Annotated in this window: 24 protein-coding genes; 10 read left to right on the top strand and 14 right to left on the bottom strand. The window is 59.4% G+C overall.

The features are described from left to right. Nucleotides 1-4 precede the first annotated feature (4 nt). The 5 genes from FTW19_RS24370 to FTW19_RS24350 all read left to right on the top strand — a co-directional run bounded on the left by FTW19_RS24370 (nt 5) and on the right by FTW19_RS24350 (nt 5,482). Entirely contained in the window at nt 5-361 is a 357-nt protein-coding gene (locus FTW19_RS24370) for a DUF4260 domain-containing protein (RefSeq protein WP_147650153.1), read from the top strand. A 327-nt stretch (nt 362-688) separates the two neighbouring features. Continuing rightward, complete coding sequence (gene lptE / locus FTW19_RS24365) at nt 689-1,204, top strand: LptE family protein (protein ID WP_147650152.1); 516 nt, start codon at nt 689-691, stop codon at nt 1,202-1,204. A 201-nt stretch (nt 1,205-1,405) separates the two neighbouring features. After that, nucleotides 1,406-2,548: a DNA polymerase III subunit delta gene (gene holA, locus FTW19_RS24360; protein ID WP_147650151.1), complete on the top strand. Its 1,143-nt coding sequence runs from the start codon at nt 1,406-1,408 to the stop codon at nt 2,546-2,548. A gap of 152 nt (nt 2,549-2,700) precedes the next feature. Beyond that, complete coding sequence (locus FTW19_RS24355; RefSeq protein ID WP_187143159.1) at nt 2,701-3,969, top strand: GGDEF domain-containing protein; 1,269 nt, start codon at nt 2,701-2,703, stop codon at nt 3,967-3,969. A 184-nt stretch (nt 3,970-4,153) separates the two neighbouring features. After that, nucleotides 4,154-5,482: an IS4 family transposase gene (locus FTW19_RS24350; protein WP_147650149.1), complete on the top strand. Its 1,329-nt coding sequence runs from the start codon at nt 4,154-4,156 to the stop codon at nt 5,480-5,482. A gap of 178 nt (nt 5,483-5,660) precedes the next feature. Here FTW19_RS24350 and FTW19_RS24345 read toward each other — a convergent pair whose 3' ends face one another. Next, complete coding sequence (locus tag FTW19_RS24345; protein WP_147650148.1) at nt 5,661-6,959, bottom strand: M24 family metallopeptidase; 1,299 nt, start codon at nt 6,957-6,959, stop codon at nt 5,661-5,663. Nucleotides 6,960-7,048: 89 nt separating this feature from the next. Here FTW19_RS24345 and fbp point away from each other — a divergent pair, with 89 nt between their 5' ends. Then, a complete protein-coding gene (gene fbp, locus FTW19_RS24340) occupies nt 7,049-8,044 on the top strand; it encodes a class 1 fructose-bisphosphatase (RefSeq protein WP_246153474.1) in 996 nt (331 codons plus the stop codon). After that, on the top strand, nt 8,044-8,304 hold the full coding sequence (locus FTW19_RS24335; RefSeq protein ID WP_147650147.1) for a hypothetical protein: 261 nt from the start codon (nt 8,044-8,046) through the stop codon (nt 8,302-8,304). The genes fbp and FTW19_RS24335 overlap by 1 nt, the downstream gene beginning before the upstream one ends. Nucleotides 8,305-8,554: 250 nt before the next feature. Here the strand turns inward: FTW19_RS24335 and rpiA are convergent, their stop codons facing one another. From rpiA to FTW19_RS24320, 3 genes are all read right to left on the bottom strand, one after another. Then, complete coding sequence (gene rpiA, locus FTW19_RS24330; protein WP_147650146.1) at nt 8,555-9,250, bottom strand: ribose-5-phosphate isomerase RpiA; 696 nt, start codon at nt 9,248-9,250, stop codon at nt 8,555-8,557. 101 nt (nt 9,251-9,351) lie between these two features. Next, nucleotides 9,352-9,570, bottom strand: coding sequence for an exodeoxyribonuclease VII small subunit (gene xseB / locus FTW19_RS24325; RefSeq protein WP_147650145.1), 219 nt, complete (start codon nt 9,568-9,570; stop codon nt 9,352-9,354). A 14-nt stretch (nt 9,571-9,584) separates the two neighbouring features. Further along, entirely contained in the window at nt 9,585-11,456 is a 1,872-nt protein-coding gene (locus FTW19_RS24320; RefSeq protein WP_147650144.1) for a bifunctional homocysteine S-methyltransferase/methylenetetrahydrofolate reductase, read from the bottom strand. A 136-nt stretch (nt 11,457-11,592) separates the two neighbouring features. Here FTW19_RS24320 and FTW19_RS24315 point away from each other — a divergent pair, with 136 nt between their 5' ends. Next, the gene (locus tag FTW19_RS24315; RefSeq protein ID WP_147650143.1) at nt 11,593-13,041 is read left to right on the top strand and encodes a hypothetical protein; all 1,449 of its coding nucleotides are present in this window, start codon (nt 11,593-11,595) and stop codon (nt 13,039-13,041) included. A 122-nt stretch (nt 13,042-13,163) separates the two neighbouring features. Here FTW19_RS24315 and FTW19_RS24310 read toward each other — a convergent pair whose 3' ends face one another. The 7 genes from FTW19_RS24310 to dcd form a co-directional block, all read right to left on the bottom strand. After that, nucleotides 13,164-13,808: a hypothetical protein gene (locus FTW19_RS24310; RefSeq protein ID WP_147650142.1), complete on the bottom strand. Its 645-nt coding sequence runs from the start codon at nt 13,806-13,808 to the stop codon at nt 13,164-13,166. Between the two features lie 3 nt (nt 13,809-13,811). Further along, the gene (locus tag FTW19_RS24305) at nt 13,812-14,747 is read right to left on the bottom strand and encodes a UDP-3-O-(3-hydroxymyristoyl)glucosamine N-acyltransferase (protein WP_147650141.1); all 936 of its coding nucleotides are present in this window, start codon (nt 14,745-14,747) and stop codon (nt 13,812-13,814) included. Nucleotides 14,748-14,877: 130 nt separating this feature from the next. Next, a complete protein-coding gene (locus tag FTW19_RS24300; RefSeq protein ID WP_147650140.1) occupies nt 14,878-15,807 on the bottom strand; it encodes a lysophospholipid acyltransferase family protein in 930 nt (309 codons plus the stop codon). A 140-nt stretch (nt 15,808-15,947) separates the two neighbouring features. Further along, nucleotides 15,948-17,555 carry a two-component system sensor histidine kinase NtrB gene (locus FTW19_RS24295; protein ID WP_147650139.1) on the bottom strand — a complete coding sequence of 536 codons (1,608 nt, stop codon included), beginning with the start codon at nt 17,553-17,555 and terminating at the stop codon, nt 15,948-15,950. Nucleotides 17,556-17,618: 63 nt separating this feature from the next. Then, the gene (locus FTW19_RS24290) at nt 17,619-18,311 is read right to left on the bottom strand and encodes a lipid-binding SYLF domain-containing protein (RefSeq protein ID WP_147650138.1); all 693 of its coding nucleotides are present in this window, start codon (nt 18,309-18,311) and stop codon (nt 17,619-17,621) included. 302 nt (nt 18,312-18,613) lie between these two features. After that, nucleotides 18,614-19,228 carry a response regulator transcription factor gene (locus FTW19_RS24285; RefSeq protein ID WP_187143158.1) on the bottom strand — a complete coding sequence of 205 codons (615 nt, stop codon included), beginning with the start codon at nt 19,226-19,228 and terminating at the stop codon, nt 18,614-18,616. 139 nt (nt 19,229-19,367) lie between these two features. Continuing rightward, on the bottom strand, nt 19,368-19,922 hold the full coding sequence (gene dcd / locus FTW19_RS24280; protein ID WP_147650136.1) for a dCTP deaminase: 555 nt from the start codon (nt 19,920-19,922) through the stop codon (nt 19,368-19,370). Nucleotides 19,923-20,101: 179 nt separating this feature from the next. Between dcd and FTW19_RS24275 the strand changes: the two genes are divergently transcribed. Both FTW19_RS24275 and FTW19_RS24270 read left to right on the top strand, forming a co-directional pair. Then, entirely contained in the window at nt 20,102-20,371 is a 270-nt protein-coding gene (locus FTW19_RS24275) for an HU family DNA-binding protein (protein ID WP_147650135.1), read from the top strand. A gap of 48 nt (nt 20,372-20,419) precedes the next feature. After that, nucleotides 20,420-21,421 carry a site-2 protease family protein gene (locus FTW19_RS24270; protein WP_147650134.1) on the top strand — a complete coding sequence of 334 codons (1,002 nt, stop codon included), beginning with the start codon at nt 20,420-20,422 and terminating at the stop codon, nt 21,419-21,421. 282 nt (nt 21,422-21,703) lie between these two features. Here the strand turns inward: FTW19_RS24270 and priA are convergent, their stop codons facing one another. The 3 genes from priA to FTW19_RS24255 form a co-directional block, all read right to left on the bottom strand. Continuing rightward, the gene (gene priA / locus FTW19_RS24265) at nt 21,704-24,196 is read right to left on the bottom strand and encodes a replication restart helicase PriA (RefSeq protein ID WP_147650133.1); all 2,493 of its coding nucleotides are present in this window, start codon (nt 24,194-24,196) and stop codon (nt 21,704-21,706) included. A 414-nt stretch (nt 24,197-24,610) separates the two neighbouring features. Further along, nucleotides 24,611-25,600 carry a polyprenyl synthetase family protein gene (locus tag FTW19_RS24260; protein ID WP_147650132.1) on the bottom strand — a complete coding sequence of 330 codons (990 nt, stop codon included), beginning with the start codon at nt 25,598-25,600 and terminating at the stop codon, nt 24,611-24,613. 17 nt (nt 25,601-25,617) lie between these two features. Beyond that, nucleotides 25,618-25,905 carry a hypothetical protein gene (locus FTW19_RS24255; RefSeq protein ID WP_147650131.1) on the bottom strand — a complete coding sequence of 96 codons (288 nt, stop codon included), beginning with the start codon at nt 25,903-25,905 and terminating at the stop codon, nt 25,618-25,620. Between the last annotated feature and the right edge of the window lie 42 nt (nt 25,906-25,947).

The following is a 25,947-nucleotide window of genomic DNA, read 5'->3' as shown; positions in this document are numbered from 1 at the left end:
AGGCATGCTGACGCGTCCACGGGTTCTGTTGCATCTCGAAGGTGCGGCCGTCTTTGCGGTTGCCTTGTTCTTCTACCAACAGATCCATGCAAGCTGGCTGCTCTTCGGCCTGCTCTTCCTTGCACCGGACCTCTCCATGATCGGATTTGCAGCAGGGGCACGCGCAGGTGCGGCGGCGTACAACCTGGTACATACGGAAGTGTTTCCCGTGCTGCTTGGTATCGCGGCTGCCAGCATGCATCATTCGCGCGCACTGGCAATTGCATTGATCTGGATTAGCCACATCGGCTTTGATCGGCTATTGGGTTACGGTCTGAAGTATCCCACGCACTTCAAGGACACGCATCTGCAGCGTCTGTAGATGTATCGGTAAATTAGCTTTCACTGAAAACCTATAGAGCGGGCCTTCAGCCCTTTATTTCCTATGGGTCGTAGACCTGGGGCGTTGCCCCAGGCTGGTATAGAACGCGCCTTCAGCGCTTAGATCTGTGGCACTTTTTTGTTTGTCATTTCGGAGCGTAGCGGAGAAATCTGCTTTGCCTGGGTGCCCCATCCTCATAACGTGAGGGTGGGTTTGGAACACCCTAAATTCCTAGCAGAAACACAAAGCCGAATTTCGAAACCTTTGGCCTCCGAAATGACAAGGCAAAAGGTGGCCGCGTTCGTTTCTGCGTACACTGAACATGCGATGAAGCGGTTTGCTCTTCTCTCTGTACTTCTGGCGGCAACTGGTTGTGGTTATCACCGTGCGGGTCAGGCTACGCATATTCCTGCGGGCGTTCGTACGCTCGCGGTTCCTATCTTCAAGAACAATACGCAGAGCTATCACACCGAAGTGGCCTTCACACAGGCCGTGGTGCACGCGCTCAACAACCGCACTCGCTATGTGGTCACTTCCGATGAGAAGCCGGAGAACAGCGACGCCCTGTTGAACGGAACCATCACTTCGCAGACCGTTGCGCCGCTGACCTATGATTCCTCTACCGGACAGACCTCCAGTTACCTGATCACGATCGTGGCCAAGGTAGTGCTGACGGCGCCCGATGGACGGGTTCTGTATAAGAACAACGGCTTCAGCTTTCGGGAGCAGTATCAGTCGACACAGGATCTGAGCGCCTTCATCCAGGAAGACAGCCCGGCCGTACAGCGCCTGGCACGGAACTTTGCCCAGGCGCTGGTCAGCGACATGATGGAGAGCTTCTAAAAGAAGTTGAATTGTTGAATAGTTGAATGGTGTGAGGCCGCGAGCGTACGGGCTCATGCTCCGAGTTATCCGAGGGGGCCTGTGGATTGCACAGTTCCTTGTGCAGGCCGCGTCAGTCAAGGCTCAAAGTATGTTCTTCTTTGGATTCGTCCCCTGATTTCCACTGCCGTTAACACGCCGTAGCCATTGAAAATCAAGGCAATGGCAGCTTTGCGCAGCTTTGCATCTGTGGACCGGTTTCAGGCGGAGATCGCTTCCCCGAACCCGAAGCCCGGATATGTTCTTGTCGGCGATGAACTGTTCCTGCTGGAACGGGCCCGCAAGGCCGTGTTGGCTCAGTTTGTGCCCGGCGACCTGCGCGACTTCTGCCTGCACGATCTGGATCTGGCGGAGACCTCGATCTTCGATGCTCTGGATATTGCGCGAACGCCCTCGCTGATGGCGCCTTTCCAGGTTATCTTCATCCGCAACCTGAAGAACCTCTATACCCGCGGCGCAAAGAAGGACGAGTTTGCAGCGATCGACGCCTACTTCCGCGCTGCCAATCCGCAGGCGCTGATCCTGTTTGTTGCGGATCACCTCCGCATTCCCGCCGATCTGCGGCGCATGGATTACCAGGAGAAGGAGCGGTTCGATCGCATTCGCGAGACGCTGGGCGACTGGTGCGGTGTGGTGGAGATGGGCCGCGTGGACGAAGGCGATGCCGTGCGCTGGGTGATCGAGTATGCCGCCCAGCAGCAGACAAACTTTGAGCAGGACGCCGCCCGCGAGTTGGTGGATGCGCTGGGCGCCGACATGATGCTGATTGCCTCTGAGGTGGAGAAGCTGTTGCTCTACACCCTGGGTAAGGGCCGCATCACGCTGGGCGATGTGGAGACGCAGGTGCTCGCTGCCAAGCAGCGCTCGCTGTACGAGCTGACGGACGCGATCTCCCGCCATGACCGCGCCGCAGCATTAGCGCTGCTGCACGGCCTGTTGAATGCGTCGGACGGCGGGGAAGACTCGGCGATCGGGCACCTCTATATGCTGGCCCGCACCTTCCGCCAGATGCTCATCATTCTGGAGAAGAATGTGCGCGATTCGCGCGCTATCTGGCAGGCGCTGTGGCAGGGCTTCCGCATGCCTCCATTTGCGGCGGATGATCTTATCCGGCAGGCACGCCGCTATAAGACGCGGCGTGAGCTGACGCGTGCGCTGCGCCTGATCGCCAGGGCCGACCTGGAGCTGCGTTCCAGTCCGCCGGATAAGCGGTTGGTGCTGGAGCGGCTGATCCTCGATCTGGCGGCGGAGCCAAAGCCGGCGCCCGCGGGGTTTGTCTCGGGGCAGTACGCGATGGAGATCTAGGCGCATGGGTGCCCGAATCAGCTGATATGCCCCAGCGTGTTTGACGACACGCACTGGCCTCTTCGCGGTAGATGCCGTTACACCAACGTACTGAAAACTCCACTAATGGGGCATGGGATTGTTGCCGATATACGTCTACGGTGGAAAGTACCGTGGTACGGGATACCGCCAATCCGCAGGAGTTGCTGCTCGATCAGCAGGTCGGCCGCCTGAAGAACGGGCGTTTCGCACCCTTGCGTTTTTCTCAGGAACTGGAAGCCCAGTTCGAGCGCACAGTGGGTGGTTCGCGTGCGCTTCGGATGAGCCGGGATGGTCTGCTCATCATCCTGATCTACAACCTTTTTTTGATCAGCGATTATCAGGTGATGCCGCACCGTATCTGGCTGGCGGTCCTTCTGCGCACCTGCGTCTTTACACCGATTGCATTCGTGATCTATGCGGTGCTTCGCCGGGAACCCTCGGCCTTCGTTCGTGAAGGTTCCATTGTCGTGCTCTCGGGCGTTGCCGCCACCTGCGCCGTAATCCTTTACTGGCGCGTCAACGATCAGATCTCGACCCATGCGCCCGTCAGCCTGATGCTGATCCTGCTGGTATCCAACATCGTGATGCGGCTGCGTTTCAGCTACGCGATTGCATCGATGCTGTTCTGCAATCTCACGTCGATTGCCTTTCTTGTAAAAGATCCCTTCCTCCAGCCGATCGAAAAGGTCCACATGGGCGGCCTGGTCTTCTGGGGCGGTGTATTCATCCTGATTGCGAACTACAGCCTGGAGCGTGAAGAGCGGCTCGCCTATCTGTTGTTGCGGAGCAATGAGTTGAAGCGTGTAGAGCTCAGTGAAGCCAATCGTGAGCTAGAACTGATTTCAACGCACGATCCCATGACCCAGCTTGCAAACCGTTCCGCCTTCGAGAAGGAGTTCGAGGTGTTGTGGAACCATGCGGCACAGACGCGCCAGCCGATCTCCGCGGTCATGATCGACATCGATCACTTCAAGATTGTGAACGATACACAGGGGCATCTGTATGGCGATGAAGTAATCAAGCGCGTTGCCTTGCTGATCCAGCAGGCATTACGTGGCAAAGATGACTTTGCAGCCCGCTACGGCGGCGAGGAGTTTGTTCTTCTTCTTCCAGGGGCAAGCCTTGAGTCCGCGATGAAGGTGGCTGAGCGCATACGGCAACTGATCAAGATGGCCGGTTCTCCGGCGCCGTCTCATCCTGTGCCGCAGCCAGAGATCGGGCTGTGGACGACAGTAAGCTGCGGCGTCGCCTCTGCCCAGGATGTCGAAGGTATTGATCGCCGGCGGTTGTTGCTCGCGGCAGATACGGCGCTCTACACGGCTAAGGCCGAAGGCCGTAACCGCGTATGCGCCGCGCCGCTGCTGGAACCTGTCAGCTGGCAACGCAAGGGATATGAGTAGAGACACATTGTTTGCGTTTTGAAATCGGCAGAGTGGCGTTTGCTGCATTCCCGCGTGTGATTGGTGGGAGCAGCGGGCTGAAGCCTAATGTCACTTACTTTGTACCTGTGAGTTGGAAAATTGTGTGCAGGAGAGGGAGATAAGAAGCAATCTGTAAGAGCTCTGGGAATCGCGTCAGGTCTGGATGGAGATCAAGGCGGAAGCAGAAAACCTACTGAAGTTGTTTGAACGGGTTGTTCCTGTTATCTCGTGGGGGGAATTTGGCGGTGGTGGCCAAATCTACACGTTGCCGGTAGTGGTGGAGATGATGTTGCTGCAGCGTCTGAGTGAACACGGGACGCAGCAGGAAGCAGTTCATGCGCTGTTGGGTGGTCGTCTGGATAGGCTGCTACCCAACAGCAAGCGCGTGCAAGGGGGACGTATTTCAGCCAACACTGGCGGCTACGCCCGGGCATGTGGGCGAATCACCCCAGAGACGGTGGAACAGGTCTGCGATCAGACGTTGGCCGCACTGAGCGGTCAGATCGAAGCGGAGGCGAAATGGGGTCGCCCGGTGCTGCTGCTGGATGGCAGCAGTGTGCGCCTGGAGCATACAGCCGATATCTTGAAGGCATTTCCAGCGGGCCGAAACCAGCACGGTCTCGGTCACTGGGGGATCATGAAGTGGGTCTGCCTGCATGATGTGCGGACAGGGATCGCACAACGTCCAGCCTGGGGACCGATGTATGGACCGGAGGCGGTGAGCGAGCAAAACCTTGCGAAGAAGGTTCTGAGCCGGGCCCCCGCAGGCAGTGTGATTATCGGGGATGGCGGCTTCGGGATCTTCGCTTTTGCGCAGGAAGTGATCGGCAGCGGGCATCAAGCTCTGTTCCGTCTGAGCAAGGCACGGGCCCTCTCCCTGGGAGGTAAATCTCTGCCGGTTCAGGGGGAGTTTTTGGTGTGCTGGAAACCCAGCGCTCAGGAACGCAAAAAATACCCAGAGCTGGCGGATGCTGAAATAAAAGGCCGCTTGATCGTGTGTTCGGCCAAGGGTTTTCGCGACAGCCTCTATCTGTTCACCACGCTGGAGCAGGAGGCCGACGAGATCGTCGCTCTGTACGGAGAACGCTGGAATCTAGAACTGGATCTGAGAACCCTGAAGGGAACTCTGCGGCTGGAGCACCTGCATGGCAAAAGCCAAGCCGCGGTAGAGAAAGAGTTGCTTATCGCCGTCGTAGCCTATGGGTTGGTCAGGGCTTTTATGGCCACCGCCGCCCGCAGGGCCGGCGTCGATCCACGAATCTTGAGCTTCACCCAGGCCTACGGCCTGATCAATGCCATGAGCCCTAAACTCTGCTCTCCAGACCCAGTCCTCAGACAACAAACCTACGACCGGCTACTCGATTACATCTCCAAAGCAAAGCTGCCTCAACGAAAGAAAAAACGTTCTTACCCCAGAGAAGTCTGGGGTAGAGGCAAATCCTTCCCCTCCAAACATCACTTCGGCCCTCTACCAAAAACAAAAAGTAAGTGACATTAGGCTTCAGCCCGCTGACAAAGGTATAAAAGTAAACGGGCTTTAGCCCTGGGCCGTTCTCTTGATCAAACAAAAGGCCCAGGGCGAAAGCCCTTATTTTATAGATCCGATAGACCGTGGGCTGAAGCCCACGGCTCCCACCGGATTGCACCTGATTATGAACGTGTCGACACACCTAAACCGCAAACGGTTCTTCGATCGATTTGCTGGTTGGCGTGAACATCTCGCCGCCGTTTTCGGTCATCACCCAGTCATCTTCCAGACGCACGCCGAACTCGCCGCGGATGTAGACACCCGGCTCATCGGAGAAGGTATTTCCGACGGCCAAAAGTTGCTTATTGCCACGTACAAGGTACGGCCATTCGTGGCCATCCATACCGATGCCGTGACCAAGGCGATGAGTGAAGAACTTGTAGTCTGGGCCGTAGCCGGCATCCGTGATGACCTTGCGTGCGGCGATATCGATTGCTTCGCAGGGCGCGCCGGGTTTGGCCGCGGCGAGTGCGGCGGCCTGCGCTTTGCGTACGATCTCGAAGACCTGCTTCTGCTTGTCGGTCGCTTTGCCGCCGAGCACAAATGTGCGGGTGATATCGGATTGATAGCCCTCAACTGTGCATCCGTCGTCGATCATCACGATGGAACCTTCCTTCAGCGTCTGCGGCTTGATGGAGCCGTGCGGCAGAGCGGAGAACTCATCCACTTCTACCGAGGCATATCCGGAGACACCGCACTTCATATATGCGGCTGAGATCAGCGCCGAGGCGTCGCGCGTGGTCATACCAGGCGTGAGCGATTTCCATGCAGCTTCGTAGACATGCCAGGTAATGTCGTTGGCCAGCTTCATCAGTTCCAGTTCATGGGCTGACTTCATGCCACGGCAACCTGCGGTCACCGGCGTTGCAGAAACGATCTTTGCTGCAGGCAGGGCGTGGGCAAAACCGTCCGAGAAAGCGAACTTGGTCTGCTCTTCCACACCGATATTTCCGGTTGCCAGCCCGGCATCTTTCAACCCTTTACCCAGCAGGGCGTAGGGGTTCTCGTGCTCGTCCCAGGTATAAAAGTGGACCTTGTCGCCGCCGGGGACGTTGCCGGTGAGCTCACGCATACGCTCTTCTTCGAAGACCGGGCAGATGATAAAGGCCGGACCTTTGACGGGAAGTACCCAGGCGAAGAGGCGCTCCGAATTGCCGCCGCGCATGCCGGTGAAGTAGACCAGGGAGGTGCCGCTGGTGATGACGATCGCGTCAATCTTGTTCTTTGCCATCAACGTTTGCGCACTGTTACAACGTTCCTGTCGTTCTGCAATGGTGATAGGCTTCACGCCTGATACACGATTGGTCAGCGCAGCAATCGCAGGCGGCAGTGGACCGTTGGGCATCTGCGCACCACCACGTCCCTGTGCGAATAACGGCGCTTCAACAAGACCAGTGGCCGCAACTCCAGCCGAGGAGAGAAGGAAATGTCTGCGATTCATGATGACTGAGATTGTAGCGGCAAGTTAGAACATAGGGGATGTTCATTCATGCGCAGGCTTTAGCATGGAGGAAAGGAATAAAAACAAACATGGCTCAGCAGCAGTCGATGATCACCACTGTCCAGCAGCACATTCTGCAGCAGCAGAAGAACTTTCCTGACGCAACGGGCACCTTCTCCTGGCTGCTCTCCGGCGTCACGCTTGCGGCGAAGATGATCGAGGCCAAGATCCGCTCCGCCGGATTGAGCGATATCCTGGGCGCCTACGGACAGACGAATGTGCAGGGCGAGCAGCAGCAGAAGCTCGATGTCTACGCCAACCGCGCGATGGAGCATTGCCTCGGTCTGCGTGACAGCGTGGCCGCACTGGTCAGCGAAGAAGACGATGAGCCCGTGGTCTTCAATCGCGACGGCGAGACCGGAAAGTACATCATCGTCTTTGATCCTTTGGATGGTTCATCGAACATCGACGTCAACGTAAATGTCGGCACGATCTTCTCGGTCTTCCGCCGTCCGCAGTGGGGCGATGTGAATACCTCGGTGCTGCAGCAGGGCATCAAACAGGTGGCTGCCGGTTATGTGCTGTATGGGCCATCGACGATCCTGGTCTACACCACAGGACACGGCGTGCACGGTTTCACGCTCGATCAGACGATCGGTGCTTTCCTCCTGAGCTGGGAGAACATGCGTATGCCTGACTCCGGCCCATACTACTCGGTCAACGAAGCGAATCTCGAAGAGTCGGCGCCGGAGTACACGCAGTTCGTGCATGATATGCGTGCCGGCAAGATCGGCGAGAAGCATGGCTCGCGCTACATCGGCTCGCTGGTGGCGGACTTCCATCGCACCCTGCTGAAGGGAGGCATCTTCTTCTATCCGCCGACGACCAAGGTTCCTCATGGCAAGCTGCGGCTGATGTATGAGGCCAATCCGCTGGCCTTCATCGCAGAGCAGGCGGGCGGCATGGCGACCAATGGCGTCGATCGCATCCTCGACATCAAGCCCGAGGCGATCCATCAGCGCACACCGCTGGCGATCGGCAGCAAGGTTGAAGTGGAGGCGCTACGCAGCGCGTTGGCGAAGTAATGTTCGAAGCAGAAGTGACAGATATTCGCGAAGCATCGCGACAGCAGGGCCGTTCCGTGTGGCAGATCTCACTCAGCCATACGGAGTTCGCTCCAGGTGCGACAGGTGTATTGGAAGCCACGGCACGCAGTGGAGCGAAGCTGGAGGTCCCGGTGCTTGAGGTCGTGCGGGACGAGGCCGGCGTTACGTGGCACGTGACCCTGAAGCCGTTGCTTGAGGGAACGGTGGTTGTGGGGCGGGTAAAGCCGGTTGCCAGTTAACAGTGGCCGTCTTTTTTGTTTGTCATTTCGCAGCGACCGAAGGGAGCGGAGAAATCCGCTTTTGGGGTAGAGAAGCAGATTTCTCCGCTTCGCTACGAAATGACAAACAAAAGGTTCGCGCGTAGCGCGAATGAATGCCCTTCGCGACGCGAAGGGCATTAAGAGAAGCAGGTCCTTCGCTTAGTCACCCCAGCCAGCGACGCTGGCCGGGGACCCGTTCGCTCAGGATGACAAAACCGAAGGATCGTGCCTAAAACTTTGTTTCCGGTGTGTATTCAGTGATGGCGTCTTCGCCCGCGACCAGTACGAGGTCTGCCATGCCCAGGAATAACCCATGCTCGACGACGCCGACCATGGTGTCCAATTGCGCCGCCAGGGCCGTGGGATCATCGATCTGTGTCGGGTCGCAGTCGAGGATGAGGTTGCCTTCGTCGGTGATGTAGTTGCCGCTGCCGTCCTTGGCTTGGCGGATGCTGCTGGGGTAACCCAGCGCACGCAAACGCTCCGAGACCAGAGGCTCGGCCATGGGGATCACCTCGATCGGCAGTTTGAACTTACCCAGCTTCTTCACGACTTTCGAAGAGTCGGCCACGATGATGAACTTCTTTGAGGCCGACGCGACGATCTTTTCGCGCAGCAGCTTGCCGCCGCCGCCTTTGATCAATGCCAGGCCGGGGGCAACTTCGTCAGCGCCGTCGACCGTAACATCAGTCTCGGTTGCTTCCGTAAAGCCGACGACGGGAATACCCAGCGATGCTCCGAGCTTCGCGGAGTCTTCGGACGAGGCGATGCCGCGGATCTTCAGGCCCTGCTGCACCTTTTCGCCAAGCAGCTTGATGAACAGGGTAGCGGTAGAACCGGAGCCCAGGCCCACGACCATGCCGGGTTGAATGAAGTCGAGTGCGCGTTTGGCAGCGAGAAGCTTGAGCTCGTCCTGAGTAGGCATGGAACTAGGGTATATCGGTTAGTCCAGGCTCCGAGGCAAAAGCAGGTCCTTCGCCTACGGCTCAGGGTGACAACCCAAATGCCAAGGATAAGAACAGGAAATTACTCGAGATTCAGGTCCTTGGCTTCCATCTTGCCGTTCTGCTGTTTCATCAGGACCTGCAGCTTGCCCTCGGCTGCCTCCAGGTCCTGCTTGCATGCGGCAGAGAGCGCCATGCCCTGCTCGAAGAGCTTGACGGAGTCTTCCAGCGGCAGGTCGCCCCGCTCCAACTGTTCCACTACCGTTTCCAGCGCTTTCAGATTCTCTTCAAAGGTTGGCATCGTCTCTTCCTGTTCTAGTTCAGCAGCTCCAGCACCTGTGCTGCGGCGGTGTATTTGCCGAAGGGGGCCGAGACCTGTACGCCCTCGACCTGGGGCCGCGTGTGAGCCAGCATCTCCTGCGCGATTTTGATGCCTTCGGCGCGTGCGTGGTCGGCTGAGACCTCGCCTGCCTTGTGCATGCGGAACATAATCTCATCCGGTACAGCGACGCGCAGGTCGTTCTTCATGAATTCGGCGTTGCGCAGCGAGGTCAGCGGCCAGATGCCGGCGATGACCGGGATGCGGAACTGCTCGACGCGGCGAAGGAAGGTCTCCAGCAGACGCATATCGAAGACTGGTTGCGTAATGGCGTACTCCGCTCCTGCTTCCACCTTGAGAGCGAAGCGGTGAACTTCGTTGTCCACGTCCGGGACGCCGGGGTTGGCGGCGACGCCGATGGCAAAGGCAGCGGACTCGCCGATTGGATTTTTGCCAAGATCCAGGCCGTGGTTCAGATTGCGGAGGACATTCACCAGGCCGATGGCATCCACGTCGAACACGGCGGTTGCATCCGGATAGTTCCCGAGCTTGGGCGGGTCGCCGGTCAGGCAGAGCACGTTCTTCAGCCCGATAGAGGAGGCGCCCAGCATGTCCGACTGGAGGGCCAGCAGGTTGCGGTCACGGCAGGTGACATGGATCAGGGTCTCGATGCCGATCTTGTGCTGGATCTGCACGCACAACGACTGTGCGGACATACGCGCGGAAGCGCGGGGAGAGTCGGGCACATTGATGACATGGACGCCAAGGTCGGCGAGCTTCTTTGCCCCGTCCAGCTCCTTCTGGCAGTTGACGCCGAGCGGCGGCACGATCTCCACCATGGAGACGAACTGGCGGTTGGCCAGCAGGCCGGCGAGCTTGGAGCGTTCGCCGAAGGCCGGCGGCTGGACGGCTGCCTGAGTCTCGTCGGTGACCTCGGCTTTGGCGGTCACCTGGGCGTCGATCGCGCGCAGGGCGGAGCGCATCGCCTTGATGTGGTTCGGCGTGGTGCCGCAGCAGCCGCCGATGAAGGTCGCTCCCGCCTTGGCAAACTTGCGGGCGAAGCTGGCCATGTATTCGGGTGAGGTCAGGTAGATGTTACGGCCGTCCACGGCGCGCGGCAGACCGGCATTGGGCATCGCCGCCAGCGGAAGGTGGGTGACGGCGCGCATGCGCTCGATCACGTCCAGAACTGCGTGCGGCCCGGAGCTGCAGTTGCAGCCCACCACGTCAGCACCGGCGATGGTCAGACGGGTCGCTGTCTCCTCGGCGGTGGTGCCGTCAAGGGTGTTGCCGTTATCGTCGACCGTCACCATGACGAACAGCGGCAGATGGGGAGCGATATCCCGGGCGGCGCGCACGACAATTTCGGCTTCGGCGACGGAGGGAAAGGTCTCGGCGATCAGAAGATCGGCGCCGGCGGCAGCCAGGGCCGCAATCTGCTCGGCAAAGGCATCATGCGCCTGCTGTGCCGTGATGGTGCCTGCGGGGGCCAGGCGGGCTCCCAGGGGGCCGATGGCACCCGCGACGTAGGCATGGGTGGCCGTCTTCTCTTCGGAGTGCTGGGCGGCTTTGCGGGCCAGTGCGACGCCGGCATGGTTGATGGCGGAGACCTTGTCGGCCAGGCCATAGCGCGCCAGGCGAATGGCATTCGCGCCAAAGGTGTTGGTTTCAATCATCTCCGCGCCGGCATGGAGGTACTCCTCGTGAATGGAGCGGATCAGGTCGGGCTGGGAGAGGTTCAACTCGTCGTAGCAGCGGTTGATAAAGACACCGCGGGCGTACAACATGGTGCCCATCGCACCGTCACACAATACAGTGCGTCCGGGGGCGAGCAGGGTCTCAAGCAAGGATTCTGAGGTCTCGACCATGGCGGATATGCTATTCCCAGTGTAGCGGGAATGGGGCAGCCGGGCAGGCGCTTGCTTTATACTTGAGGCAAAAGTTCAGGCGGTTTTTACACCGCAGTTTGCTACCGCCGGGCGGTGGGCTGGAGTCCGTTACTTGATGAAGCGTAAGTTGTATGTTTTTGCAGCCCTGACCGCTGTGGCTCTGGTGCTGAGCGCCTGCGGTGTCCGCTACTATAAGTTTCCGCAATACACCTACGCCGGACGCCCGATTCCTCCCAGCAAGTTCGCGTATCGCGTGCTCGCCTCCTACACCAGCACGCTGAGCGGCGGGCTGCAGATTCTGGACGGGCAGCGTGACCTGCGCAACAACATCTTTGACGCGAACTCGTCCTACACCATTTCGGGATACTCGGGGAACTCGCCGAGCCCGATCCTGAACTTCCCGGAGCAGGTCGCCGGCTATGTCTACGCCCAGGGCGACGGCTCTCTGGCGGCCATCGACTACGGTGGCGAGAAGACCGGCGGCGCGGCCGCGACGCTGATCAATAGAACCGCCGTTCCGGACGGAATCAAGGTTTCTACCGACCAGACCATGGTCTACTCGGCGCAGGAGACTGCCGGCCAGCTTCAGGTGGTGATCCGTGGTGCAACCCAGGCCAGCTATTCGCTCAACCTGCCGAATGTGAACCGGGTCTTCGTGAACCAGGGCAACACGGTCGTGCTGGCCATGCAGCGGAATGGCAACAACATCTATCGCCTGGTGAAGCTGAACAGCAATCAGGCCGTGCCTCCGGGCTCGGTGGACTGCCAGCCATATCAGTTGCCGGTTTACTGCCTGGTGAAGGTGACGGGCTCCTTCGATCGTCCGGTCGGCGCCTACTTTTCCAATGACGGCAGCCAGGCTTACATCCTGAACTGTGGCCCGGAGTGCGGCGGCACGACGGCCGGCGTCGGCTTCCTGAACCTCAGCAACCTGACCATCTACAACATCCCGACGGTCTCGCCCGAGCCCAACTATCTGTCTCAGACGGTGGCTGTGCCCGGAGGTGTGACGGCGGCGCTGACAGATGGTTCGACGCTTTATTTGAGCGGGCAGCAATTCCTTGCTGACGGGTATTGGTCGGGGAACCTCTCCACGCTGAATCTCTCCACGAAGACAGTGACGGGCAAGTACTCGATCTCTGACGGCTATCACACCAAGATGCTCTTCGGAGACGACAACACGCTCTGGGTCGGATCGCAGAGCTGCGCGAACGGTGAGCGTGCACACCAGGCGGATCTTGGTAATGCGACCCAGGCGGCAAACTACAACTGCCTGACCCGCTTTGACCGCTCAGCCAGCTCCGTGCAGATTGTGCCCTCGGTGAATCGCAACGCCAACACCACCGTGAAGTATCCCAACCAGGATTACAACCTCTACTACTATGGCGACCTGACGGGCCTGTGCTGGGTGCAGAGCCTGCACAAGGTGTACACGGCCTACGGCGGCCAGATCCATGCGTTCAATACCTCTGATGGATCGGAGATCAACAACAGCCAGATCACCATTCAGGGTACGGTTCTGGATGTCGCATTCATGGATGCGTTGACGAACTTCGACAACTAGGTGGGAGCCGTGGGCTTCAGCCCACGGTCTATTGGCTTATAAAAGTCGGGCTTTAGCCCTGGGTCTTTTCCTGATGGATAGAGAAGACCCAGGGCTAAAGCCCGATTACTTTTTACGCTTAATCAGCGGGCTGAAGCCCGCTGCTCCCACCCAACACGCGACCCCGAAATTTGTCCCAAACGCTCGGCAAGCCAAGCCTTCAACTCGGGTGAGAACGGTTCTCCTGCCATGTATGCGAAGTTGGGCTTTCCAGACAATAACCGCAGCGAGATGCCTTGCCATGCGGGGGCGTTCGGTTTCGCTGTCAGCAGGTAAGCATCGGCGCGGTCCAGGACGTACTGTGCCGAGGGCTTGAAGTCGGCTGTCTCCGGCGAGAGTACTACCAGGTAGAGGTCGGGTCTCAGGAACCGCATCACTGAGTTCGATTCCAGGATGTTGTTGGCTGACTTAGCCAGCTCGGCGCGCAGCCGGGGCATCGCTTCGGCGAGTTGTCCCTGGCGGGTCCGCAGCCACAGGGAGCGGGCCGCACCGGCTGCGAGATACCGGCTGGTGTCTGTCCCGGAGGTCGAGGTGCGTTCTTCGGTCAGAGCGATGGTGTGGTCGGCTGTCTGGCAGTCACATGGCTCGCCATCGGCGGAGCAGACGTAGTGGCCGTACTGCGTGATCTTGACCGCGGTCCAGTGCAGGGCAGGGAAGGTGCGTATCAACTCGCAGACGGCAGAGGTCTTGCCGATATTGCGTGTGTGTCCGCCGATGACGACGAGCATGCCCTAATCCTTCCGCAGTTTGGCCAGGTCTCGCAAATATTGCTTCAGCGGCTGGGCCGGACGGCCCCAGAAGACCTGGTTGGCTCCGAAGAGCTTCTTATTCGAGAGTACGCCGGCGCCGCCGCCCAGAATGACTCCGGGGCCGACAATGGCCTTTTCGCCGATACCGACCTGTCCCCCGAGGATCGCTCCGTCTTCCACCACGGAGCTTCCGGAGATGCCTGTCTGCGCCGCGATGACTACGTGCTTTCCGATGCGGCAGTTGTGCCCGATGTGCACCAGGTTGTCGATCTTTGTGCCCTGGCCGATGCGGGTCTCTTCCAGAGCGCCGCGATCGATGGTAGAGTTTGCGCCCACCTCGACATCGTCCTCCAGGGTCAGCGTCCCCTGTTGGGGAAACAGCGTATAGGCTCCGGAAGAGGAGCGTGCATAGCCGAAGCCAAAGGAGCCGAGAACGGCGCCGCTCTGAATGACGCAGCGAGCACCAAGAATCGTGTCCGCATGGATGGTGACGCGAGGCCCGATGACGCAACCATCGCTGATGCTCACTCGCGCCTCAATGACGGTGTAGGGGCCTATGCTTACGCCCTTCCCAATAGTGGCGGTCTCATCCACGACGGCAGAGGGATGAATCTCCGTCCTCTGCGGAGCCAGGAGATGTTGCGCTGCCAGGGAAAAGGCAAGCCGCGGATCTTTGGTCAGAACGATGCGAGGGTCGGAGATCTCGGCAGCGAGCGTAGGCTTAGTCAGAATTGCCCCGGCTGCCGAGAGCAGAGCAGCCTCCAGCGTCTTTTCATCACTGGCGAAGACGACAGCATCCGGCGTCGCTTTGCTGATAGCAGAAACGCGAGCGATCTCACCCGGGCCCTCATCGGCCGAGGCAAAGGTGGGACAGCCGGAGGCCGTAATCTTCGCTGCTAGCTGCGAAAGGTCAAACATGAGGTGTGCCTCCGTACTTTACATTGTCAGCTTCGACTGTGGCCCCCGCCACAGCCTTCGGCCTCCGCCTCATCTGGACCAATTTTCGCACGCAACGCTGACGGCAGGAGTTTGAGGACACGTCCTGGGTTTAATAAAGCTTCGCTTCTCCTTCAGGCCGTGTCTTCCAGCGGCGGTGCACCCATAGCCACTGGTCAGGATATTCGCGCACATAGCGTTCGATCTCCAAGGTGAAGCGAGCGGTGTTGGTGATTGCGTCCATCTCGTGGTCGCCGGTGCGGGTCAGCTCAATCTCCGGACCGAAGTGCAGTACATAGCGTTTCTCTGCTTCATGCCATAACAGGAAGCCCGCCAGCACGGCGGCATTGGTCTTGAGAGCGACGCGTGCCAGGCCTGCGCCGGTGCATGCCTGGGTCCCGAAGTATGGAACGAAGACGCCCTGGGGCGGCGTCATGTTGGTGTCCATCAGGATGCCGACCGTTTCTCCCTGATGCATGGCGCGCAGCAGACCGCGGGCGGAGTCATCTTTGTGAAGGACACGGTTGCCGTGCATGCAGCGGATTCCGTTGACGAATCTGTCGACCAGCGGATTGTCCAGACGCCGGATCACCATGGCCATCGGAAAGCCGCGCAGGGAATGGAAGAAGCTTGAGAGCTCCCATGCTCCCAGATGGCCGGTGATGATCAGCACGCCGTGGCCTTTGTCCCGAGCCTTCAGGTAGTTATCCAGGCCGTCGTAGCGGATGAACTGGCTGGCGCGCTGGGCGGTGTATCCCGCCATCTGGCAGAACTCCGCGAGCTGCCATCCGAGGTGCCGGTAGAGTGAGCGCAGAATGCCTTCCCGCTCCTCGGGAGGCATCGCCGGAAAGCCGATCTCCAGGTTGCGGATTCCAGTTTTTCTAAGCCGGGAGAGCAGATGAAATGCCGCAGCACCCACGGCAGCGCCGACGATCCGTGCCAGAAAGCGGGGCAGGATGCGCAGGGCGCCAACAAGAAGCCACAGGGGAATGAATTCAAGCCAGTGGCGAAAGGTCGCGGATTTGTTCGTGCTTGTTGCCAAAACAACAGTCTAGAGCGTTTTCCCTGCTGCTGGGTATCCCAGACGCGGCGCGCAGCGGCGTTTTCATTGCGGAAAACGCCCATACGATGCGGAGGCACTACACCTGCAGGAAAACGCTCCATGCCGTGTCGACACCGGGCCTACAGGCTTTGTAGCTCGTGAGACGTGTGAATGGGCAGAAAGATCCCAAGGGTGGTTCCGTGATTCTCAGGGGCGATGCTGCTCTCCACGCGGATAGACCCGCCGTGCCCTTCCACGAACTGCTTTGCGACGAATAGGCCGATCCCCGTGCCGATGGTGCTGCGGGTGGTGAAAAACGCCTCGAAGATGCGTTCGAGGTTCTCCTTTGGAATACCAATGCCCGTGTCTTTGACGCGCAGCTGAACTCCATCTGAGGGGAATGAGACGTCCTGCACCGAAACGGTCAAGGTGCCGCCCTGGGGCATGGCATAGAGAGAGTTGGTGATGAGGTTTGAGATCACCTGCAGCATCTCGCCCTGGCGCAACACAATCTTCCGGTCTGACTCCAGATGCCTCTCCAGCGTGATGCGATAGGCCTTGCAACGTGGCTCATAGACCTTGAGAGCATTCTCCACCAGGTCGGAGATGGAGGTAGGTTTCGCTGAAGAGTGCTCGCGATAGTAGCCCAGGGTCTGTTTGGCGATGTGAGAGACGCGAGCGAGCTCGTTCTCCGCGGTTTCGAGATAGGTCATGCCCTGGGGATCGGTCACCATTGGCCGCAACAGATAGAGCAGATTTACCACGGCTTCCAGCGGATTGTTGATCTCATGTGCGATGGTGGCGGCCATCCGTCCAGTAGCTGCGATCTTCTCGGCCTGCAGGAGCGACTCTTCCATCCGCTTGCGGTTGGAGATGTCGTGAAGAATCTTCGAGGCGCCGACGATTTTGCCGGTTTCATCTTTGACCGGCGAGACCGTCAGGGAGACCGGAATCCGCTCTCCGCTCTTGGCCAAGCGCGTGGTTTCAAAGCGTTCGATCCGTTCTCCCGCTCTGATCTTGCTCAGAATAAGCTCCTCGTCGGCATGGAACTCCGGTGGGATGAGCTTGAGGATGGATTGCCCGATCATCTCCTCAGGGCGATACCCGAATACGCGGGTTGCCGCGTCATTCCAGCTTGCAATGATGCCGTTCAGGTCCTTGCTCAGGATCGGGTCGTCGGATGAAGTGACAATCGCCGCAAGCTCACTCAGACGTTTGGCATGTTCCTTTTGCTCGCCGGCGTGCAGGACGAGTTGTTTCCGTAAACGGATGGTTTCCAGGCAAGCCGCCGTCTGCGATGCCAACACGCCGATCGAGAACACACCTTCCTCGGAAAAGGCGGCGGTTCGACCGCTGATGTAAACGAGGGCTCCCGCGCCGATGGTGCACGGCAATGGAACTGCCAGCAAGCTGCGAAACGCTTTGCGGGAAATCTTTTCCGGCAGAGCAGGTATGCCGAAGCGAGTACTGATGTTATCGATGCGAATGACTTTATCGGGTATAGGGAAGTCGGCAGCAAGCGGCGTCATAGATGCGCCTGGTTCCGCACACCACACCGAGCCGGTGTCAGATGGACGATACAGCAGAACCCCTGCGTCTGCAGCGCTGAGAGTGCGCCCGGTATCGACCGCAAAGCACAATGCCTGCGTGCTCTCTGTTGCACGAAGAAGAGACAGACCTGCTTCTGCGAGCAGGCGCGAGGCATCGCCCTGTTCCCGTAAGATCGTAATGTGTGCGGCGGCAGACATAATAGTCAGAAGAGCAGTGAGGCCGCCAGAGAGGCGGCCTCACTTGTTGAGATGCAAGAGAGGTTACTTGGATGCCTTGGCGGTCACGAAGTACTTCGCCACGGTTGCGACGAATGGATGAGCCGAAGGAGGAGTAGGAGTATTTCCCTTCAGGATGGTCTCAAAGGGAATTGCCGATCCATAGAAATCGCGGGTATCGTCCGAATTCTGTTCGAACCACGCACCTTCCAGATCGATGCCGGCGAACAGTCCCTTGGAGCGGGAATAGGTCAACAGCTCGGCGTTGAGCTTCCAGTCCGTTCCGGCCTGCGCGTTGCGGCCCACGGGGCCGGCTGACGCCGCGGCATCGCCACCGATCTTGAACTTATTCTTCAGCATGTCCTGCATGCCTTTCTGGTTCATCGCAATGATGACCAGATCGGTTGCCTGACCGCCGATCTGAAAACCGAGGCTGCCGCCGGTCAGCTTCACAAAGACAGGCGCAGACCAGCCGTGGCCGGTGCGGCAGGTTGTAACACCCTGGCCGTACTGTCCACCCACAACAAAGGCAGCCTTCTTGTACGAAGGAATCACGGTGACGCAGTAAGCGCTGGCAAGAATGCTCTGTGGAATCGACTTATCCGGAGTGGCCATGATCTCGTTGAGTACGCCTTCGGATGCCTGAAGGCGCTCCAGCTCTTTGGAGTTGTCGGATGCGTGAACCAGTGGAGCCAGGGTCAACAGCGTGCCACACAGTGCTGCTGCAAACTTTTTCATGTTGTTCTTCCTTTCGGGCGCAAGCGCCTCGTCCTATTGGAATGGATGGACGGGCAATTAGAGAAGTTGTCCCGAAGGAACAAGTGCGAAGAAAGCTGGATGTGATTGGGTGAAGTGAGGAGAAGTAGGGGGGTAAAAAAATGGGGGCTGCGTTCCCGGTGGGTCCCGTATCCGTCAGCCCCGCTTCTCCCAGGTCTGTGTTGCTGTGATTACTCTGAGTGGTTACGAGAGAGTACGCAACGGTACGGAGGTCTATCGACGTAAGTGCTAAAAAAGTTTACTAATTTGCAAATAGGCCAAAGTTACCGGTTTTTCCTTCCGGAGATCGGGAACAGGTGCTGCATCGCGAACATTGTCAATGAGATACGGTTCGCCACCCCCACCTTCCTCATGAGTCGGCCGACGTGTGCTTTGACCGTAGACTCGTCAATGTCGAGGGAGAGGCCAATCTCACGATTCGAGCGTCCGGCGGTGAGTAACTCCAAAACCTGAAGTTCTCGCGGGGTAAATTCCGGCGGCTCAGGGGTAGTTCGGCTGTTGGTTGGAGCCTGACTGATGAGTTTCGCCAGTACCTTCCGGGGCGCCCAGATGGAGCCTTCACGTACGGCATCGATCGCCATCTGGAAGTCTCGCTCTGACGCGGAGTAGGTCAGATAACCGCGCGCACCCGCAGCGATGACCTTTTCGACATATTCCTGATCCGTGCGATCACCCAGAACCATGGTGAGCAGCGAGGGATGCGTGCGTGCGAGGGATGCCAGCAGGACGAACGGATGCTCCGTTGCCTGAGAGTCGATGATGAGGACGGAGATCTCGTCCTCTCGGAAGCCGCCGGGGATCGCGATTCGGACGACTTCAATCCTCGATGATTCGAAGATTGCCTCGAGGCCGGCAAGGCGTACGAGATCCGTCGTCATCAGACCCAAACGGAAAGGGTGATTCTTGGACGCTAGTGTCATATTTCCGCAGTGATTTCTACTCAACAAGGGCTGCGGGCACAACACGAGGAAATTCGTGCTTTGCCTGGGAACGACAACAGAGACCAGTGGATGAACCTTAGAGTTTCGGTAGGACAATCCCCTGTTGGTTCTGGTATTTTCCGCCGCGATCGGCATAACTGACCTCGCAGCGTTCATCCGACTGGAAGAAGAGAATCTGGCAAAGGCCCTCATTGGCGTAGACGCGCGCCGGCAGAGGGGTTGTATTTGAGATCTCAAGGGTCACAAAACCCTCCCATTCAGGCTCGAACGGCGTCACGTTGACGATGATGCCGCATCGAGCGTACGTAGACTTACCAACGCAGATAGTCAGTACGTCACGGGGGATTTTGAAGTACTCAATCGATCGTGCCAGCGCAAAGGAATTCGGCGGAACAATGACAGATTCCGCCTGTACCGTCACAAACGAACGCTCATCGAACTGCTTTGGGTCGATGATGGCCGAGTTGACGTTGGTAAAGATCTTGAATTCATCGGAGACCCTGAGATCGTAGCCGTACGACGACAGTCCGTAGGAAATAACGCCTTCCCGTACCTGCTTCTCGCTGAACGGGCGAATCATTCCGTGTTCGATGGCCTGCTGCCGAATCCAGCGGTCGCTCTTGATGGACATGTCTGGGGTGAATCTCCTTCGATAACAAATTCCAGGCCCCTTTTAAAGGGAGCCGGAAAAGGCAATCTTACGGGACGGGCTGCGCGTTGACAATCTTTTCAACGCTTTCTACCATCAGCACATGCATATGGCGTCTTTCCGAGCCCGTGCAGAATTCCATGGCGGCGAGGCAATCCTTCTTGATCAAGCAAGATCTCATTCAGCGGATTGTGGATCGAACCGGCCTTCCCCGGACGAAAGCCGAGGCGGCTGTCGACACTATCTTCGATGCCATGAAGCAGACTCTGGCAGCCGGAGACAGGATTGAACTTCGCGGCTTCGGTGTCTTCAACGTGCGCCCGCGCAAGACCGGCATCGGCCGTAATCCCAGGACTGGCGCCGAGGTCAGCATTACTCCAGGAAAAGCAGTTCGCTTCAAGCCCGGCAAGGACCTTCAGGTCATTGGCTGAGTTTGGGCATTCCAGGCGTCGCTGCAGCCATAGGAAGCTTGTGGTTCTATGAGTGCCGGCCTCCTGAATCCTGTTGCCGAACCCGTTGTTGAGACACCACAGGTAAGTGCTGCGCGGCGTCCGGCATCCTCGCCCATCTGGGTGCACCTGCTGCTGTTTCTCTTGACCCTGTTCACGACTACGGCGCTCGGCATGCGCTACATGGTCAACTTCAATCAGGGCAAGCCGCCACTGACCAGCAGCGAAGATATCGTTCCCCACGTGTGGATCGCTGGGCATCTGAACCTTCTACCGCTGGGGCTGCCGTTCTCCCTGACGCTTCTGGCCATTCTTCTGGCGCATGAGTTCGCGCACTATGCTGCCTGCCGTTATGTGGGCGTGCGTGCGTCGCTGCCGTATCTGTTACCGGCGCCGACACTCAGTGGCACGGTGGGCGCCGTGATCCGATTGCGGTCGCGCATCCGCTCCCGCCGCGCACTGCTGTTGATCGGAGCTTCGGGCCCGATTGCGGGCTTCCTGGTTGCAATCGTCACCACATGGGTGGGCCTGGCGAACTCCAGGCCGGAGCCCGTTGCTTCTTCAATCGTTCGGTTCAATCCGCCGCTACTGCTGCAGATCTTTCATGTGCTGCTGCAGGGAGCGAATCACTCGCTGCCGGATATCTATAACATCGTTCCGCACCCGATGGTGGTGGCAAGCTGGGTAGGCGTGCTGATCACTGCCGTCAACCTCATCCCTGCCGGACAGCTTGATGGCGGCCATATCCTTTACGCCATCTCTCCCAAAGCACACCACATTGGTACGCAGATCACCATTGGCGTGCTTATGCTGCTGGGAACTGTTTACTGGATCGGTTGGCTGTTATGGGCAATGCTCTTGATGCTGCCCGCAATGAAACATCCGAATGTTCCGCTCGACGATGAGATGGAGCCGTGGCAGGTTGGCGTGATTGCTGTCTGCGGTGTGATCTTCCTGCTCTGTTTCTCGCTGCAGCCCTTCGCCGATGCAAGCCTGGTGGCTGAGTTCTCGCGCATTACATGGGGACGGTAGGGCGTTCGAGGAATCTGAATTAGACCCATACACCGGGTGCCCCACATACGCGGAGCTTATGTGGGAGTATCGAGCGGGAGCTCGATCCGGTGGGAGCCGTGGGCTTTTAGCCCACGGTCTATCGGTTCAATATAGAAATGGGCTTTAGCCCTGGGCCTTCTCCTGACGCGCAGAGAAGGCCCAGGGCTAAAGCCCATTTACTTGTTGAGCCTGTATCAGCGGGCTGAAGCCCGCTGCTCCCACCAGTTTTAGCCACGCATATGTCCTGAAACGATTCCCGATTTACATCAAGTGAACCGCATCGACGTCGGCGATCAGTGCCGCGCGTGGTATCTGTTGTTCGGCTGCATGCGCGAGCATGGCCCTCAGCGCTTCGGACAACGCCGCACGACTCTCTGACTTCAACACAAAGTGGAAACGATAGATCCTCTTGATCCGAGAGAGCGGAGCTGTTGCCGGACCGATGATGCGCACCTTCGGCAGAGACATCTTCTCCAGGAAGCGCCCGAGCGTTGCTGCCCATCCCGCTGCCTGCTCCAGATGGTCAGACTGGATGACCAGGTTTGCCAGCGCCGTAAATGGGGGATAGTGCATCCATCGCCGGTACTGCAGCTCTTTCTGCACGAAGGCGTGGAAGTCATGCTGCTGCGCGAACTTCATGGCGTAGTGCTCGGGATGATAGCTCTGCACCACGACGCGTCCTGGTTTGTCGCCGCGTCCGGCGCGGCCGCTGACCTGGGTGAGCAATTGAAAGACACGCTCTGCAGCGCGGAAGTCCGGCAGCCCGAGAGCAAAGTCGGCGCCGACAACGCCGACCAGCGTGACACCGTGGATGTCGTGTCCCTTGGCGATCATCTGTGTGCCGACCAGGAGATTGATCTCGCCGGAGTGCAGCCGGGTGAGCAGGCGTTCCATGTCCGCACGGCCACGCACGGTGTCGCGGTCCATGCGGCCGATGCGCGCGTTGGGAAAGATCTCGGCCAGCCGCTCTTCGCCCTGCTGTGAACCTGCGCCCAGGTAGTAGAGGTGTTCTGACTGGCAGTGCGGACAGACCTGCGGGACGGTACGGCGGAAGCCGCAGTAGTGGCATTCCAGACGTTGCCCGGCCCGTGCGTGATCGTCCATCTCATCGGCGCGGCCATGCTTGTGATAGGTCATGGCGATGGCGCAGTTCTGGCACTCGATCTTTTCGCCGCAGGAGCGGCACATCACTACGAAGCTGTAGCCACGGCGGTTGAGCAGGATGATGACCTGTTCGCCGCGCTCCAGTGTGGCTCGGGTCTCTTCGATCAGCGTGCGCGAGAAGATCTGGTCCGCGCCGGTCTGCTGGAACTCGGCGCGCATATCGATGAGCTCGACCTCGGGCAGTGGGCGGTTGGAGACGCGATCCGGCATTTCGACGCGCGCATACTTGCCGCGCTGGGCGTTGTGCCAGCTCTCGAGCGATGGCGTGGCGGAGCCGAGAGCGATAGCCGCGCCGTTCAGGCGGGCGCGAATGATGGCCGTGTCGCGTGCATGGTAACGCGGCGTTTCTTCCTGCTTGTAGCTGCCGTCATGCTCTTCGTCTACGAGGATGAGCCCGAGGTTCGGCGCCGGAGCGAAGATGGCCGACCGTGTACCGACGACGATAGGAGCTTCGCCGCGGCGAATACGATGCCACTGCTCGGCGCGCTCGTCGGGCGAGAGCTGCGAGTGCAGCAGGGCTACCTGCGATCCGAAGGCTGCGTAAAGCTGCGCGGCCATGGCGGGGGTGAGGCCGATCTCCGGTACCAGCAGAATAGCGGCCTTGCCGCGATCGAGCGCGGCCTGCATGGCAGCGAAGTAGACCGCTGTCTTGCCGCTGCCGGTCACACCATAGAGCAGGATGGGCTGGAACTGCTCTGGGGGATTGTCTAACGCGGCAATGATGGCGTCAGCGGCCGCCTGCTGCTGCGGATTCAGCGTATGTTCGTGAGCGTGCTTCTTGCCGGGTGCGTGGACCGCTCCCAGATGGAAGTTCTCTGGCACCTCTTCGATGGTGACCAGGCCGCGGCGGACCAGGGTGCCAAGCGTTGTCTGTGGCACAGGAAGCCCACGCAGGTCGGTGAGCTTCATTCTTCCGTTGACTGCGGCGAGTTCCGAGAGCAGACGCATCTGGTTGGCGTTCAGCTTGGGAAGCCGGGCATCGGGAACAAGGACCGCAACACGCTCCATGCGGCGGGCATCGCGCTGCTCGGCGACGGTCTCGCGGACCAGCCACTTCTTGCGCACCATGCCTTCCAGCAGGGCCTTGTTGGCGCCGGTGCTGGAGCGGATGCGGCCCGGCCGCAGCGCATCGCCGGCTTCCAGCAAATTCAGGACAGCGTACTCGCGGTTCTGGTCTTCGGGTGAGAGCTTGCTGCGGCGGGAGGAGCCCAGCTCGGCTCCCTGGTAGAGAATGGTGCGTCCTGTCTCGCTGATGCGATAGGTGATGTCGCGGCGGACTTCCGCCATCAGCGGCAACATGCCGCGCAGCACCTCGCCCAGCGGCGCCAGGTAGTAGCTGCTGATCCAGCCGGCAAGTTCCATCTGCTCAGGGGAGAGTACGGCATCTGCATCCAGCACCTGCTGGATCGGCTTGGTCTCGACCTCGGGAGGTGGAGGAGTGTCATGGACTTTGACGACGATGCCCATCAGCTTCTGCCCGGAGAAGGGAACCAGAACACGGGCTCCGACAGCCGGCACGACGCCATTTACCGCGTAGGTAAACGGGCGGTCCAGAGGGACGGGTAGAGCGATGTCGGCGAAGCGGGACACTGGTTCTAGGGTACGAGGATTGGGTGCGGATATGTGGGGTGGGATTTGCCCTCAGCGGCTAAAGCCGCCGTCTATGGAGCGTTTTCACGGGACGGCTGAAGCCGTCCCCTTAAGCGAGGCATTCGCACCGCAGGTGCGAACTAGTTGCGCGGTGCGCAACGGTTTTGCTTAAGGGCATGGCTTCAGCCATGCCGGAGTTGAGCTGCGAAGGAAGCGGCTTTAGCCGCTGAGGGCATGTATTGGAGAAGCAGATTTCTCCGCTACGCTACGAAATGACAAAACAAGAGATCGACGATCACCAGGCTTCTACTTAGGGCAAGAAAAGCAGGTCCTTCGCTTTGTCACCCCAGTCAGCAAAGCTGACCGGGGACCCCGCGTTGCTCAGGATGACAGATCCGAAAAGATAGTGCTTATTTACCGGTCGCGGTCGACGACGTAAGCCGGCACCCATAGCAGAGCGCGCTTGGCGTCGGTGTCGGGCAGGTCGGCGATGGAGAGCCGAGCCGCCTCGGCGTAGGCGCGGGCGGTGTCGTGTGCGTACTCGAGCGAGCCGTGCCGTCCGAGGATCTCCAGAATCTGTGAATGCGTGACGCGCTGGAAGCTGCGGTCGGCCAGTACCGTGCGGATGGCTTCGCGGTCGGCCCCGGTGCCACGCTCCAGGGCGTGGATCACGGCCAGGGTGGCCTTGCCTTCGCGAAGGTCGCTGGCGACAGGCTTGCCCAGGGTCGACTCGGTCGCGGTCAGGTCCAGCACATCGTCGATGATCTGGAAGGCCAGGCCGAGATTGCGGCCGTACTCGCCGAGCTGGGCTTCAATCGCGTCCGGAGCGCCAGCGAGAGTCGCGCCGAGCTGCATGGAGACCTTGAAGAGGCAGGCGGTTTTGCGGAAGATCAGGTCGAAGTACTCTTCCTCGTTGATCAGGTGGCCCAGCTTCTGCATCTGCAGCAGCTCACCTTCGACCATCTGCTGGGTCAGTGAAATCAGCAGGTCGAGGATATGGAAGTTCTGCTCCTGCAGCGCCACGTTGAAGGCCTGCATATAGAGCCAGTCGCCGGCCAGGACGCATTTGGAGTTTCCCCATGTGGTGTTGGAGCTGGGGCGGCCGCGGCGGGTGTCCGCCTCGTCGATGATGTCGTCGTGGACCAGGGTGGCGGTGTGCAGCATCTCGACCACCGATCCCAGCCGGATGCGCGAATCGCCCTCGAAGCCGAGGGCCTTGGCGCTGAGTAGCAGCAGCAGTGGGCGGATACGCTTGCCGCCGCCGGCGATGAGATAGCGGCCGATCTCGGTGATGACTTCCACCTGGGATTGCGACTGTGAGACGAACTCCCGCTCAATGGCGGCAAGATCGTCACGCAGCAGGTCGAAGACCTCTTTCGCCGTCGCTATCTGCAAATCACTCACTCTTTTGAATGTACCAGTTACTTGGACGAAGGTGACGCCGTAAGAGCGCGGCGTTGCCTCAGGCGGACGATTACCGCGCTGAGACCGAGCAACAGCAGCAGGTCCACTGCAAGTCCAGTCCAGATCCAGCCGCCCGGCCCCGCGGGGCCGGGGTCGAAGTAATAGTGAAAGGGCCAGCCGTGGGGTGTAAGGCAGCTCGGGCAGGGCGGGCGAAGGTGCCGCGTCGCTCCGTCAATAAACTCGGCGAGAACGCCAAGAACCACGGCAGTCTGAATGTATTGGACGACTACCGCGGTTCTGGTCATAGGTTGGAGCTTTTCCCTGTGGGTGTAGTGTAGGGCTTCCGC

This window comes from Terriglobus albidus (assembly GCF_008000815.1).
GTDB lineage: Bacteria > Acidobacteriota > Terriglobia > Terriglobales > Acidobacteriaceae > Terriglobus > Terriglobus albidus_A.
This window is presented reverse-complemented; position numbering and strand designations above follow the sequence as displayed.